4 protein-coding genes (1 of these 4 only partly in view) are annotated in these 16,633 nt (G+C 62.3%); all 4 read left to right on the forward strand.

Features of this window, described 5'->3' with window-relative positions:
* Tightly spaced (at most 50 nt apart), the 4 genes in view from ACZ5WW_RS01745 to ACZ5WW_RS01760 form a layout consistent with a single transcriptional unit that may run on beyond the window.
* Nucleotides 1-14,122, forward strand: partial view of an autotransporter-associated beta strand repeat-containing protein gene (locus ACZ5WW_RS01745; protein ID WP_377169428.1) — the 3' portion only. Its footprint begins 13,190 nt before the window's first position; only the last 14,122 of its 27,312 coding nucleotides appear in the window; its start codon lies off the left edge, out of view; the stop codon is at nt 14,120-14,122.
* 44 nt (nt 14,123-14,166) lie between these two features.
* On the forward strand, nt 14,167-15,069 hold the full coding sequence (locus tag ACZ5WW_RS01750; protein ID WP_377169430.1) for a DUF4159 domain-containing protein: 903 nt from the start codon (nt 14,167-14,169) through the stop codon (nt 15,067-15,069).
* A gap of 19 nt (nt 15,070-15,088) precedes the next feature.
* Entirely contained in the window at nt 15,089-15,949 is an 861-nt protein-coding gene (locus tag ACZ5WW_RS01755; protein ID WP_377169432.1) for a helix-turn-helix transcriptional regulator, read from the forward strand.
* A gap of 50 nt (nt 15,950-15,999) precedes the next feature.
* Nucleotides 16,000-16,578 (forward strand): DUF417 family protein, encoded by a 579-nt coding sequence (locus ACZ5WW_RS01760; RefSeq protein ID WP_377169434.1) that lies wholly within the window; start codon nt 16,000-16,002, stop codon nt 16,576-16,578.
* The last annotated feature ends 55 nt before the right edge of the window (nt 16,579-16,633 follow it).

Here is a 16,633-nt window from a genome sequence, read left to right on the forward strand (position 1 = left end):
CTCAACCAGCGGGCTTGGCGCCACCACCTTTGGCGATCTCACACTCGGGGCGCAGGTGACCGGCAGCACCACACTTACCAAGGTGGGGGCCAACACCCTGAGACTCACCGGCGTGACCTCCGCCTCCACCGTGACGGGCCTGACCGTGGCCTTGGGCAAAGTGGTGATCTCCGGCGCATCTACCACGATGCTAGGCACCACCACCACCGCGATCAATATCAACGGCGGCCCCGTCACCGGCCTCACCCCCTCCAACACGCTTCAGCTCGATTACACCGGGCTCGGTGCCACTTCGGTGAACCGGCTCAATTCCCACGCCATTACCATGAACGGCGGCACGCTGCTGCTGACGGCCAATACCGGCAACATCACGGCGCAGAATGAATCCCTGGGGGCCAACAGCCTGACGATTGCCGGCGGCTTCAATCTGATCACGCTGGATGTCAATGCCACCTCCACCCTGGCGCTGTCCACCACCAGCACGAACACCATCACTCGTGCGGCCAACACGGGAACCTTGCTCATTCGTGGTGCCGGCCTGGGCACCGCCGCTGTGCTCACGGTCGGCAAGACCAACGTGGTGCTCGGTGGCGCGCCCACGGCCATCGGTCAGGCGGGAGCTGCCGCCGCCAAGAACGCGGCCATCATTCCCTGGATGATCGTGGATGACACTGGCAGCGGCGGTTCTGGTGTCAGCTTCGCCTTCTATGGGACAAATGGACTTCGTGCACTGGTGGCAGGGACGGAAATGGACACCACTTTCACGGCCTCCAACAACATCCTGCTCAACACGACGACGGCTCTCACGGCCGGTGCCGCCATCGGCACTTATGCGGGTACGGCAGCCACTGCTTATACATCGACGAACGTCAACTCCCTGACCTTCAGCACAGCCCTGAATCCAACGCTGACGATCAACTCCGGACGCAATGTGACCGTGGAGAGCGGCGGCATCCTGGCCACTGTGAGCTCCACCATCGGCGCGGTCGGCGGCGGCTTTATCAATGCGGCCAATGCCAGTGGTTCTACGCGTGAAATCATCATACATACCGCTGGCAGCGGCACGACGCTGACGGTCAATGCCGCTCTGGGTGGCGTCATCGCTCCATCCACCAGCGGCCTGACAAAGAGCGGCAATGGCACCCTGATCCTGGGTGCAGCGCAGAACAACTACACCGGTCAGACGCGCATCAATCTGGGGACGCTGCAGCTTGCTGCCGCGTCTCCCACCACCAACAGCCTCTTCTTCCTTGCCACCACCGGTCCTGCGATTTCCACGCTCACCTCTACGCTGAACGCCAGCGCGCTCACCGTGAATGCAGGCGCTACGCTGGACCTGAATGGCAACACGCAGACCACTGGCAACTTTACCAGCGTGGGCATTCTGCCCGGTACAGGCGGCGTCGTGACCAATACCTCCACCACGGCCTCCACCCTCACCATCGCCAGCAGTGCCGCAGCGGACTGGGCGGGGCAGATCACCGGAGACGCGTCGCACATCATCAATTTCGTCAAGACAGGGGCATTCACACTCTCCATGCATGACAACAACAGCTATGCCGGCAGCACTACGATTCAGGGGAGTGTCGTTTCCCTGATCGATCAGGGCAGGCTCTCCGCCACCAGCGGTATCTTCGTCCGCAACGCGGTCCTTCAGTGGAACGACACCGGCATTCAGGCCATGAGCAACCGTCTTGCCTCAAACGTGCCGCTCACGCTCAATGGCGGTGCCTTCCAGTTCATCAGCCGCAGCGGCACTGCTGGCAGTGCTTCCATTGGAAGCCTTGCCTTGACCGGCGCAGCAAACGAACTGCGTCTGGACGTAGGGGCCGGCGCCGGGGCAGGGACGGGCATCGGGACGGCGACCCTGAACATCACGGGGGCATTTTCACGCAGCCTCGGGGCCACGCTGAACTTTTATGCAGGCACCGGCACGATGGGAGACAACCCCTCCATCCTTTTCACCACGGCGCCCACTCTGACCAATGGCATCATCGGCGGCTGGGCCACTGTTATCGGGCTGGACTCTGTCGTCGCCAGCACAACGGCCAACGCAGAATTTGCCACTTACGATCCTGTCACCGGGGTGCGGGGACTGACCGCTGCCATGCAGACCACCAGTTTTGCCACCTCCACCAGCACAAGCAATCTGCGCTTCGGTGACACGGCCATCACCGTGCCAACCGGCGGCGCCGTCGTGAACACGCTGACCTGGAACGGTCTCACGGCGGCACGCGCCCTTTCCTTCAGCTCGGGCACCGATACGCTGATACTCACCAGCGGCGGTCTGCTCGTGGGAACCAACAACTTTGCAACATCGATCGGCAGCACGGCGGTTCGAGGCCAGCTCACAGCGGGCTCAGGGCAGTCTGAACTCTTCCTGCACGTGGGAGCCAACGTCCTCACGGTGAACTCCTCCATCATCGACAATGGTGTGAGCGGCGGTCTGAACCTCGTCATGGACGGTCTGAGCCAGAGCACCAGCACACCCACGCTGACACTGGCCGGAGCCAATACCTATCTGGGCACTGCCTATGTGAACGCCATGGTGGTGAATCTCAACAACCTCAGCGGTGCAGGCAATGCCATCACCGGCAGTCTCATCATCAGCGGTGGCAATAACAATGCCACGGACTCCATGCCCATCGCGAATGCCCAGGTGGTGAATCTGGCTTCGCAGCAGATCGCCGACAGCGCCACCGTGACCGTGCGCGGTGGTGCGCAGTGGACGCTCAATGGCTTTAATGAAACCATCGGCAGCCTCGTCTTCAACAGCCAGGGTGGAGGCACCGCAGGGAATGGACCGATCGTCCTCACGGGCGCAGGTGCGCTGACTCTCACGGGCGGCATCACCTCCACCAGTCTTGATGATGTGCGTGCGGTGCCGGCCCTGCTCGGGCTGCTCAGCCTCGCAAGCAGCACGACGGTGACCGTGGATCCAGTCACCAATGCCGCGGTGAACGGCAACAACCAGCTCGGTCTCACCATCAACAGCAACATTCTCTCCAGCGGCACGATCCTCAAAGCCGGAACCGGAGCGCTTCAGTTCGGCGGTGTCAGCTATGTCGCGAACACCTTCGGTTTCACCGACGGTTCCAGCGGTGCGATCGTGCTCGGCGCAAATTCCAACTACGCGGGCACCACGATCAATCTGGGCTACAGCGGCAACATTCTCGACATGCGCGGCCAGACCAACCTGCAGGTGGGGACGATCACGGGCGTCGCAGGGGCCATCATCAAGAACTTCAGCGTGGCCACGGCGGGAACGCTTGTCACTGGTGACAGTACCGGGGGCACTTTTGCCGGGACCTTCAGCAGCGACTACTTCACAACCGGTTCCACAGGCGGTGTGCTCAATGTGACGAAGATTGGTTCCGGCAACTGGGTGCTCACCGGCGACAGCAGCGCAGGCATCAGCGGCACATTGCTGGTGAATGCCGGCACGGTCACTCTCAGCGGCACGACCGGAAAGATCGGCTTCGCAGTAGAAACACTCTCCCAGGGAGGCGTGCTCACGCTGGACAACAGCGGCGCTGCCGCCAATGCGATCAACAACCGTCTCGGTGGCGCAGTGGCGATCTCCGGCACGACCCGCATTTTGAACTTCCAGGGCGGTACGCTGAACTACCTGGGCAACAACAATGCATCACTCACCGAAACACTCGGCACCATGACCCTCGTGGCCGGTCAAAGCCTATTCAACCTCACGCCCAGCACGGGAGCCTTCGGCACGACGGTGAACATCACAACAGTCACCGCCCAGAGCGCCACCAACACCGGGACGCTCGTCATTTCCACCACAGGCATCCTCGGCGGAGCCGCAGCCGGCACAGGACGCGTCAATGTCTTCGCCACCACCCCCACCTTGGTCAGTGGCATTCGCCCCGACATCATCGGCTCTGACAGCACTGGCACTGGCCTAGTCACTTCAGACACCAACGGCTTCCGCCTCCTCACCTCGGCGGACACGGCGCTCGGTTACTTTGCACCCACCGGCAGCTATCTCGGCACGGCGACTCCAGGGGCCATCACCGCATTGGTCGGTACGGCCTCCAATGCAGCTGCCGGATCGAATGTCTTTGCCACTTCGCAGAATCTGAATCTCTACGCATCGACCACCATCAACTCGCTGACCCTGAGCAGCGGCGGTGGCGTGACCTCGACCGGCGGTGGCATCGCCGTGAACTACGCCACCAGTCTTGCCACTGGCACCATGCTCTTCAATGCATCTGGCGCGCTCAACACACTGACGATCACCAGCGGGGCCGTGGTCTCGAAAACGGGCAACGCTGGATTCACCGGCGGTGCGCTTACCCAGGGGGCGGCAGGACTCATATTCCACACCTTGGACACGCTCACCGTGAACTCCTACCTCGTCGGCAGCGGTGCGTTGGTGAAGGCTGACAGCGGTATCCTCAATCTGCAAAAATCCAGCCTCATCTCCGGGGCCACCTTTGTGAATGCCGGAGAGCTTGATCTCACCAGCGGTGCCAACACCCTCCTCGTCATCCCCACGGCCACCGTCGTCACTACAGCCGCGCTCAATCTCAACGGCGGCACCGTGGATCTCAATGGCTTCAGCCAGGCCATCGCATCCCTGACTCAGACCAATGGCAATCTTCTGCCCGGCGCGGCGGGCACGGTGACAAACACCGGCACCACCGCCACGCTTTACACCATTCCCAGCACGGCGACGACGACCTTCCTAGGTACGATTGCCGGAAACATCACCCTCGATAAATCAGGCGGGAACAATCTGGTGCTGACCAATACGGACGGTCGCAACGCGAACATGCTCACCAACATCCGTGGCGGCACGCTGACCCTCAAGGACAGTGGCACGATCACCAACGACGGTGCCATTACGGTGTATTACTCTGGCCTGACTCTGGACAATTCCGGGCTGTCTGCGCTGACATCCCGCACCGGCTCGTCTTCCATTAATCTGGTAGGCGGCACTTTGACCCTCGGTGCAAAGCAGGGAACCGATGCCCTGGGCATTGCCGGTGCTCTCAATCTGGTCTCCGGTGGCAGCATCATCGCTGCCAACCTGTTCGGCAGCAGCGCCACAGGTACGGGGTCTGCGGTATGGACACTCGCCAGCCTGAATCAAAGCGGCACCGCGACCGTCAACTTTACGGTGGGTGGTGGTACGCTTGGCGCCTCCGTTCTCGGCATGAATGGTCTCGCTCCCCTCACGGCGTCGTCCAATTCTCAAATCATCATCACTTCGGCTCCCACGCTCGTGAATGGCATCATCGGCGGCTGGGCGGTGGTGGGCGGCACAGACTTTGCCAGCTATCGCTCCACCATTGATCCTGTGACAGGAGCCATGGGTGTGGGCGCACTTGGCCTCTCCATTAACAGCACCACGCCGTTTGGTGCTTACTCTGCCAGCCTGCTCACTGCTGGCGTGGCCACTGACAACATCACCATTGCCGCGAGTGCCACCAACGTCACCAGCCGCACAATCAACTCCCTGCGCATCTCCGCCGTCTCGACTGTGACACAGAGCACGCTGGGAGATGCCATCGACATCGCTTCCGGCGGTTTGCTCACCAACGGCGCAGCCAGTGTCCTTGCTGGCGGCCGTCTCACTGCTGGGGCACCCACCAACACGTCCTCCACTCTTTACAACTACGCCAACAACACGGCCACGATCAACAGCGCCATCACGAACTACAGCAACAGCAACCTTCTCACGCTCGTGAAGTCCGGCGCCAGCACCACGACGCTTAATGTTCTGCCGACGGTGTGGACGACCTCCACCACCACCAGTTCAAACATCGTCACGGTGACAGGCACCGCCGGCCTTGCGATCGGTCAGGTGGTCAATGCCAGCGCGGGGCAGACCGCAGGGGCAGTGGTCATCGGCATCACGGACGCCACGCACTACACGCTCAGCGCGAATGTCGTTACGGGCAGCACCACCGCCGCCGGTACTCAGTTCTCCCTGCCCACCTCGCAGGTGCTGACCATTCCAAACAGCGGCTTCACCAGCAATACGATCACCGTCCCTGCCGGCAGTGTCATCTACCCTGGCATGAGCGTGAGCCTCGCCGCTGCTGCCGCAGGGGGGGGCGCGCTCACCGCGACCACGGTGGCCAGTGTCTCCGGAAACATTGTTACGCTGAATGGCTCTTTCTCCACAGTGCCCACCAGTGCCGCCACGGTGCTCTTCGGAACGATCGCCGCATCCACCGCCACCACCGCCTTGGCCAGCACCACTGCGGGCAGCAATGTCGTGACCCTTTCCACCTCCACGAGCGGTCTCTATATTGGCGAGGTCATCTCAGGAAATGCGAACATTCCGGCAGGCGCGACGATCACGTCCATCATCAGTCCGACAATCTTTACGATCTCCGCCCCAGCCACTGGCACCGGCGGCAGTGTAGCCACCATCATCACCACCACCGCCTCGGCGCCGACTGCACAGTCACTCACTGCGAGCACGGTCAGCGGCAGCAACACCATCACCGTTCTGGGCACACCCACCTTGTTCGTCGGCCAGTCGGTGCAGGGGAATGGCATCCCTCAAGGGGCCACCGTTACCGGCATCGTTCAGGGCACGGGCGTCACCATGGTCACCCTCTCCCAAAACGCCACGACGACCGGTGCTGCGAATGAATACTTTGGGCTGCAGCCAGTAGGACTCACGGTGTCGGGCGCCACGCTCGCTTCGAGCGCGACGGTCACGGTGGCCAGCACAGCCGGGCTTGTTCCCGGTCAAAGCGTCAATGGTGCAGGCATCCCCATAGGGGCCACGGTCAGCAGCATCACAGACAGTACACACTTTGTGCTCTCCGTTCCAGCACTTATGACTGTGACGTCTGCTCCGTTCACCATCGGTGCCGCGCTCAATCCCTCCGGCGGCAGCATCACCGGAGTGCAGGCCAGCACCACGGCGGGTTCTGCTACGGTCACTGTGGCCAGTACCATTGGCCTCTATGTGGGCATGCCTGTCACAGGAAATCCGAGCATTCCCGCCGGTGAATTCATTACCGCCATCACGGGGCCCACGACCTTCACGATCACCACGGGCGCAGGCGTCACTGCCGGTACCAATGTGGCCACCACGATCGGCTCGCCCACCATCGGCGGGTATTCCAATTCCTATTCCGGGCCGACCATTGTGAACCAGGGGGCGGGATCGCTGACTTTGAGCGGCACCCTAGGCAGTGTCCAAGTTCCGGGAGATTTGATCCTCAACAACGGCAATGTCACGGAAACTCTCAGCGGGCAGATAGCCTCCGGCAGCAACATCACCTTCAATGGCAATGCCGGCGTGCTGACCCTCGTCGGCACCAATGCCTTCGCCACTCTGACCTTCAATGGCGCCGGTGGAGCGCAGGCCACGACCAACATCACTGGCGGCACCTTTGTGCTCAGCGGTACGACCAATGCCATCACGGCGGTCAATGACAGTTACGGCAGCACGCCAATTATCTCGAATGCAACGATCTGGGAGCTCGCGGCGCTGAATCGCACCATCACCACCTCCGGGCTCTCGCCGATTGATTTGATTTTGAATAACGTCATTCAGAACCTCATCGGTGGCACCAGCTCTGCGGCAGGCATTATCAAAGCTGGTTCTGGCTCGCTCGTGCTCGGTGGTGCCAGCACTTTCAACGGAGGCGTTCAGTTGAATGAGGGCACGCTTATCCTTGGCGCCAGCAGTTCGCTGACAGCGGCGGGCGTTCCGCTCATTCAGAGCAGCACAGGTCCGCTAGGCATCGGCACGCTGACAATCGCCGGAGGGACCACCCTGCAGTCCGGCGCCGCCATTCAGACCGTATCCAACAACGTGACAGTCAACGGTGACTTCACCTTTGGTGGCATGGTGGCTGCCAATGGCGTGATCCTCAATGGTGCTGTCAATCTGGGCAGCGCCACTCGCACCATCACCGTCAGCAGCCCGCAGAACACCTCCACGCTGGGCGGCGCCATCTCCGGCTCTGCAGGTCTGAACAAGGCTGGCAATGGCATTTTGAAGCTCAGCAGCGGTGGCAACTCCTATACCGGCACCACCACGGTCAGCGGCGGTCTGCTCCAGATGGGGGTGGCCAATGCGCTTCCGCTCACCGGTGCGGTGTCTGTGGGCGCTGGCGGTGTTTTTGACATCGCCAGTATGGCGACTACCATCGGCGCACTCTCTGGCTCCGGTCTCGTCACAGCCTCGGGAACGGCGGTCCTCACGGTGGGCAACGGTGCGAGCGGCAGCTATCAGTTTGACGGCATCATGGCGCAGGGCACCTCGCTCGGCCTTACCAAGATCGGCGGCGGCACGCTGACCCTAACGAATCTGAACACCGCCAGCGGCAGCATGACGGTGTATCAGGGCGGGGTGACTCTCAGCGGCGCCTTTGGCATGATCTCCTTTGCAGACACCATCGCCTCCACCGGCTCGCTCACCATTGACAACACCCTGAACAATCTGACCAACCGTCTCGGCGGCAAGGCGCTGACCATCCAGGGCGGCTCCGTGATACTGAACGGCACCAGCGTGGCCAGCACTAACACATCTGAAACCGTCGCCACTCTGACCGTCTCAAATGGCGGCGGCTCCCTGACCCTCAACGGCGGCACAGGCGGGAACACCACGTTCACCGCCACCACACTGACAGCGGAAGCCCTGGCCAGCGGCGGCAGCCTGCTCATCCGCGGATTGTCTTCCACCACCGGAGCTGGCCTTGCAAACATGACCACGTCCAGTGCATTCAGTGCTACCGCCGGCGTGGCCATAGCCGGTGTGACCCAGGGCGGCGGCGCCAGTGGAACCAGCACCATGACCATTCGTGCGGACATCATCGCAGACGCCTCCGCCACAGGCACGGGCACGGGGTTCCTCGTGAAAGACACCGGTGCAGGCACCTACCTGCGCGCCATGGCCACCAGCGAGCTGGCCACCACGCTCACCAGCAGTCTGACCACAAACTTTGGCAACTTCAGCGCCACGCAGACCTACAACGCTGCGACCTCGCTCAACAGTCTGACCTTGAACACCGCCTTTGCCATCACCTCCACTGGGGGCGGCCAGGCTGCCCAGGGCTCGGTCATTCAAAACTACACCAACACCGGCGTGCTCAATGCACTGCTCCTCAACACCGGTGGCATCCTCAATACCTATGATGGCACCAGCACGATCAATGCCGGATCCATCACCACGTCCGGAAACGTCCAGTTCCAAATTCACGTCACCGGCACCTCCGTGCTCAATCTGAATGCCTTCCTGCTTGGCACCACCGGCGGTCTGGTCAAGGCGGACGGCGGCACGCTGAATCTGAACAACGCCGCCTACTATGCCGGACCCACGACAATCAACGGCGGCGTGCTCAAGCTCAACAGCGGCTCCGCCAACACCCTTCTCGTCGCCCCCACCGCCACCGTGGCCACACTACAGAATCTCTTCGTCAATGCCGGCACTTTGGATCTCAATGGCAAGGATCAGGCCGTGGCCGGACTCAGCAACAACAACACCGTCGGCGGAAGCGGCGGCTCCATCATCAGCGCGACCACTGCCAATCTTTTCACCACCTCCAATGGAACCACCTTTGGCGGTGTGATCGGCGGTGGCTCGAGCAACAACGCCATCAATCTCTACAAGGCCGGAACTGGTTCCCTCACACTCACCAGCGCCAACACCTACACGGGCACGACCAATGTTCAGGGAGGCTCCCTCGTGCTGCAGGACAGCGGATCTCTCGCCAGCACCACTTTCACCGTCAGCGGTGCCACGCTCTCTCTCGTGAACAGCGGCCTCTCTGCCAGCAACACACGCATCTCCAGCACGGCGGCCATCACCCTGAACTCCGGCACCATCAATCTCACCGGGGCCAATCAATCATCCACCGCTGAAACCATCGGCATGGGCACGGGCGTGGCACTCAATCAGGGGCTCAGCACGATCACCGTCACCGCTCCTGCTGCCGCCACCAACAACACCGCGGCGCTGACCATCGACAATCTCACACGCACCATCGGCACAGGTGCGGTCGCCATGTTCACTGGCACGGCTCTAGGCCAGACGCTGCCCGGAAGCGCGCAGATTTTTGTGAACAACCTCAATGGCGGCACGCTCGCCAGCGGCCTGCTCGGTGGCTGGGCCACGGTGGGAGCGACAGCCGCCACCAACGACAACTGGGCCACCAACATCTCGGCACAGACACTGACCGGAAACGTCGCGACGACCTTCAACAGCAACATCGTGACCCTCACCTCAGGGGACACCACCACCATGATCGTCGGCCAGCAGATCAGTGGCACGGCCATTCCCGTCGGTTCCTACATCACGGGCATCACCAGCGCGACGGTGTTTACCATCTCGCAGAACGCCTCCGCTACAACTGCCACGGGGAATGCCGCACTCACCGCCGCCGGCATCTCCGCCCTGAACGCCGCGGCCTACACGGTTGTCAGCGCCACAGGCTCTCAAAGCACCACCACCGCCAGCGGCAACTATCAGTTCAGCGGGATCACCGCTGCGATCAACCTCGCCGCAGGTGGCAACACCGTGAACTCCCTGCAGCTTACCGGAGCCGCAGCCGGGGCGCAGATTCTCGATCTGGGGGCGGGTGCGCTGATCATCACATCAGGTGGCATCATGCGCACCAGCATTGGCACGTCCGGAACCACAACCCTGCAAAACGGAATTCTGACGGCGGGAGCCAACAACGGCACCGCAGCCGAGCTGGACATCTACGCCAACAACACCGGCCTCATGTCGCTCTCCACCGGACTGGTCATCGCGGACAACGGCACTTACAACGCAGGCGTCAGCGGCAACATGGTCAGCCTCGTCAAATCCGGCACGGCGGGCCTCACCATCTCCAGCGCCAGCAACAACACCTACACCGGCGGCACGGTGGTCAATGCAGGCACGCTGACTCTCAGCAATGCCAGCGCAAATGGCACCAGCAACGTTTCGATTGCCGCCGGAGCGGGCACCAACGGCAGCTCCACCATCACGGGCTACAGCCTGGTCATCAACAACGGCGCGACGGTCACGGAAACGATCGCCAACCAGATCGCTCAATCCGCCAGCGTGCTGATCAACGGCGGCGGCACGCTGACGATGTTTGGCACGAACACGCTCTCCAGCCTGACCTTCAATGGCAACGGCGGCACGGCCACACCCACGGTGGCCACGGCCACACTGCTCAATCTCAGCGCCGCCAACGCCATCACCGTGACCAATGACAATCTGGCCAGCACGCCGACCATCAGCGGCACAGGGCTGACGCTGACAAATGCGTCTCCCGTCATCACCGTGAACGGCCTCTCTCCCGAAGGCCTGATCATCTCCGCGCCGCTCACCACCACGGGCGGTGGCACGATCAAGAAGCGCGGCACGGGCTCGCTCGTTCTCAGCGGTTCCACGGCGCATGTGCTGGCCGGCGGCCTGAACATTGAGCAGGGCACGGTGATCTTTGACAACACCGCAGCCACCACGCCTTACGGCACGGGCACCATCACCATCGGCTCCGGCACCACCATCCTGGCCGGTACCGCCGCGCGCAGCATTGGCAATGCCACCAACGTCGTCGGCGACTTCACCTTTGGCGGCACGGCCGCCACGCACAACCTGACTCTGGTCAACACCATGACCCTCGCTGCGGGTTCGCACACCATCACCGTCGCAAGCCCACAGGTCACCGCTACCATTAGCGGCCAGATCACCGGCGGCACAAACCTGACCAAGGCGGGCGCGGGCACCCTGATCCTCAGCTCCTCGGCCAACAACTACGGCGGTTCCACCACTGTCTCCGGCGGCGTGCTCCAGCTCGGCCTCGCCGCGGTGATTCCAGACGCCTCGGCCCTTATCGTCGCCGCGGGTGCTGCTTTCGATCTCAATGGCAAGTCTGAAACTCTCGGCTCCCTCGCTGGAGACACCACCACCACCGGCGGGATGATCACCAACTCCGTCACCGGTACTTCGGCCACACTGACCGTCGGTGCAGACAACACCAGCACGACGTACGCAGGCATCCTCACCGACACCAAGGGCGGCGTGGCCACCACGGGAAATCTCATCCTGGTCAAGACCGGCACGGGACTCCAGACGCTCACCGGAAAAAACACCTACAGCGGTGCCACCACCATCGGCGGCACAGCGGGTGGTTTGCAGATCCAAAACACGAGCGGCAGCGCCACCTTTGCCACACTGGGCAACACCGCCATCACCGTCGGTTCTGGTGTGTCCCTCATGGCGACCGTGGCCACCGGCGCGCCTACCACGGTCATCAATGTCGGCAGCACCACCATCAGCACCGAAGGGGCCAGCCTGAACCTGGGCGCAGGCTCCAAACTCGACATGCGTGACAGTGCGCTCGGTACGTTCAACATTCTCGAAGGCGCCACCTTCGCGCTGACCGGCCTGACGGCGTCCTCCACTTCCAACCTCTACTTTGACATCGGCAGCGTGTCCGCCGTCTCGGGCGTGTATGGCGGTGCGGACAAGATCACGGTCACCAAGAACGCCAGCATCGCCTCTGGTGCCACAATCAATCTTAACGCCGTCACCGGAGCCACGGGCATCGCCACAGGCGTCATCCAGCTCATCACCGCAGGCGGTGGCTTCACCGGCACGGGCACAAACAACTTCACCCTCGCCAACACGACACTCACACTCGCCGGCGCCTGGGGCAGCAAGACCTACAACTTGACGCTCGCAGGTGCGCAGAACACCACCACGCAGACGGCGCTGAACGTCACCGTGGTGGCCCCGACCACAGCCTATTGGTCCGGCTCTCTCGATGGCAGCTGGAGCACCAACAACGCCGGTGGCGTGACCAACTGGCGCACGGACGCCGCGAGCGACGTGGACACCCAGGCCACTCCGGACGCGACCACCGATGTGTTCTTCAACACGACGACTCCTGAGGCCTCCAATCTCACCACGAGCTACCTCGGCTCCGCCACCTCCATTGCCAGCCTGACCTTCACCAGCTCCGCCACAGGTGCTGTGACCATCGGCAACAACGGCAGCGACGCCAACACCCTGACCATCGGCGCGGGCGGCATCACCCACAGCAGCGGCGCAGGAACCAGCACCCTCGGCATGAGCGTCATTCTCGGTGCTTCACAAACTTGGACCAACAGCAGCAGCAATGCTCTTGTGGTCAATGGCTCGACCATCACGGGAGCAGACATGAACCTCACCGTCGCCGGCACAGGAGACACCACCATCACCGCTGCGGTGCAGACAGGAACCGGCGGTGTGATCAAACAGGACTCCGGCAAACTGCTGCTCACCGCGACCAATACTTACTCGGGAGACACGCAGGTCACTGGTGGCAGCCTGCAGGTTGGCTCAGGCGGCAGCGGTTCGGCAGCCTCCTCCGCCATCACTGTCTCGGGCACGGGCACCACCTCCACCGTCTCCGGGGTCTCCGGCGCGCCGGTCGCCGCCGCCGTCGTCTCGGCAAACGAGCTCGCTGCTCCCACGCTTTCTGGCACCGGCACAGTCGGAGCGGTCACCCTGGGCAGTCTCTCGAACGTAGGCGTCCTCCGTCCGGGGGATGCTGCCGGTGGCACTCCCGGCCAGCTCACCCTCACCGGTGCGCTCACCGTCAACTCAGGTTCGCAGATCCAGTTTGAAGTCACCTCCAGCAGCCATAATGCCCAGGCCCTGGACTCTGGCTGGACCTCGGACGTGACGGCCGCCGATTACCTCGGCATTCATGCCATGGCAGGAGTCGGCAGCACACCTGATTCCATCTACACCCAGTGGAACACCGTCAGCGGCACCTACAGCTCCCTCAGTCTGGCAGGACAGACCTTGAGCCTCGGAGCCAGCGCCGGTGGCACTCCGACAGTTCTGGTGCAGACTGCAGACGCCTCCGGAATGGCGTTTGGAGATGTCTTCAAGCTGATGGACTGGGCCTCGGTGAGCTCCGGTACGGCGGGCAGCATCGGCACTCCAGCCGGCGGCTCCGCCTTCGACACCGCCAGCGACCTGGTCCTTCCCGAACTCGGCTCCGGCCTCTTCTGGGATACCTCCGCCTTTGCCACCTACGGCATCATCGTCATCGTCCCAGAGCCCGGCCGCATGGTGCTCCTGCTCTTTGGGCTGGCCGCCCTCTTCCTGCGCCGCCGCAGGCCTCAGGCAGGACCCATGGCATGAAAAGAAGTGCGCAGGAGTCGGTGACGAGCCACGTTATCAGATTCATGCGCAAACCCCGATCCGCCCCCGTCCTCCTCATCGCCCTGGCATTGCTCGGCTGCGTCGTCTGGGCGGTGGAGCAAGACACGCAAGGCGGGCGGCCGACCCAGTTTGGCGTCAAGGATGGCAGCGTGCCGGAAGATCCGCGAGACACCCGCAGGGGCCAGGAAGAGGGCTACCCCACCTGGCCGGTGAGCAAGGAGCTGCCGAATGACACCTTCACCTTTGCCCGCGTGCGCTACAACTCCATGAGCCGTGGCGGGCGTGGCTGGGGGCGCTCCAACCGCAAATGGGCCACCGATTATCCGGACTCGGACATGAACATGTCCTACCGCCTGCAGCAGCTCACCTCCCTGCAGGTGAACCCCAACGGCGCTGTGGTGGACATCCACCCCGAGCAGATCCGCCATTTTCCCTTTCTCTACATGATCGAGGTGGGAGACATCGACCTCACTGACGAAGAGGCCAAAACCCTGCGCGAGTACATGCTCAACGGCGGCTTCATCATGGTGGACGACTTCTGGGGCACGCGCGAGTGGGACAACTTTGAGGTGGCCCTCAAGCAGATCTGGCCGGACCGCAAGATCGAGGAGATCCCGCTGGAGCATGAGATCTTCCACATGGTCTTCCCCCTCAAGGTAAAGCCGCAGATCCCGCACATTCGCTTTGCCGAGTATGTGATCAACCAGGGCATCACCTATGAGTTCGACAAGCCCGGCTCCGAGCACGTGCACTACCGCGGCTACTTCGACGACAAGCGCCGCCTCATGATGGTCATCTGCTGGAACACCGACACCGGCGAAGGCTGGGAGCAGGAAGGCACGGACCCGTGGTACTTCAAAGAGTTCTCCGAGAAGTATGCGTACCCGCTGGGCATCAACATCATCTTTTATTCGCTGACGCACTGATGGGGCGCATGATCTCAGCATGAACCCGCCTGACGCCACCCTGCCGAGCCTCGCAGTGCGGAGGTTTTCATTCACGGGCGTCAGCAAGCTGGCACGCACGCCGTGCTTCACGCTGTTTTTGCTGGAGCAGGGCAGCGGCATGGTGCGTGTGGACTACGCCGTGCACGATTTTGCAGCCCCGGTGCTGCTCTGCCTGAACCCCTACCAGCGTGTGTCATTCGTGACGAAGCGTGCGGCATCCGGCTGGATGCTGCAGTTTCACGCCAACTTTTTCTGCATCGAGACGCATCACCACGCCGTGGGCTGCAATGGAGTGCTCTTCAACGAAGTGTATGACGTGCCGCTGGTGAGGCTGGATGCCGGGCTGCTGCTCCAGTTTGGCCGGCTGATGGAAGAGATGGACCATGAGCTGCGGCAGCAGGCGGTGGCCCACCAGGAGGTGCTCCTCTCCTGTCTCAAGATTCTGCTCATCAAAGCCACCCGCCTGAAGCTTGAGCAGCAGGGCTCTGACGGACTGGCGGCCACCCGGCGGCCTGAAGCGCTGCGCCGTTTCAGGGAATTGCTGGAGACCCGCTACCAGACTCTGCACAGTCCGTCTGAATACGCGCGGCTGCTGGGCATTTCACCCAAGACACTGGCCCGGCTCTCCAAAACCCACTTTCACAAGACTCTGGCCGAGATCATCCGTGACCGGGTGATGAAGCATGCCAAGTGGCAGCTTTTGCATACCCTCAAGCCCGTCAAGGAAGTCGCCTATGAGGTGGGCTTTGATGATGAGTTCTATTTCAGCCGGCTCTTCAAGCGCGCTTTTGGCTGCTCTCCGGCTGTCTTCCGTGAGCAGGAGACGCTGAGCCGGGGCGGTGCCAATTTGTCCATGTGATCGGGCTGTTCGTCCATTCCGGGCCAGCGGCGCGCATGATAGCTTGCCGGATGAACACTCTCACAGACAAAGCATTCACTCTCGCCGCAAACAGCCGTGGCCTTGGCTTTTCGCTCACCCGTTTTGGCCTCATTGTCGTTCTGGTCTGGATCGGGGCCCTCAAGATCTACAAGTATGAAGCGGACGGCATCGTGCCATTCGTGGCCAACAGCCCGGTCATGAGCTTTTTCTACAAGCATCCCGCTCCGGAGTACACCAAGCATATGAACCCTGAGGGCGCACTGGTGCCGGCCAACCGCGCCTGGCATGAGGCGAACCACACCTACACCTTTGCGCTGGGGCTCGGTGCGGTGATCGTGCTCTATGGACTCATGATCGCCCTGAATCCCTGGCTGCCGCAGGTCGCAGCGGTCGGCAGCGCCCTCGTCGTCATCATGTCGCTCACAACCCTGTCCTTTTTGGTGACGACCCCCGAAAGCTGGGTGCCCAATCTGGGCAATACAGAGCATGGCTTTCCGCTCTTGAGCGGCAGAGGCCGGCTGGTGGTGAAGGACTTCATCATGCTCGGTGCCGCCTGGGTTACGATGGCTGATTCTGCCGCCACCTATTTGCGCAAAAGAGAGCGTTGAGGTCCGCACTCCTGAGTCCATGGCGCAATGCCGCCCATTTGGAGTGCGGTCGCGG

Source organism: Prosthecobacter fluviatilis, from assembly GCF_055388355.1.

Coding starts and splice junctions, on each gene's coding strand:
- ACZ5WW_RS01750 (WP_377169430.1), top strand. CDS start 14,167: ATGCGCAAACCCCGATCCGCCCCCGTCCTCCTCATCGCCCTGGCATTG.
- ACZ5WW_RS01755 (WP_377169432.1), top strand. CDS start 15,089: ATGAACCCGCCTGACGCCACCCTGCCGAGCCTCGCAGTGCGGAGGTTT.
- ACZ5WW_RS01760 (WP_377169434.1), top strand. CDS start 16,000: ATGAACACTCTCACAGACAAAGCATTCACTCTCGCCGCAAACAGCCGT.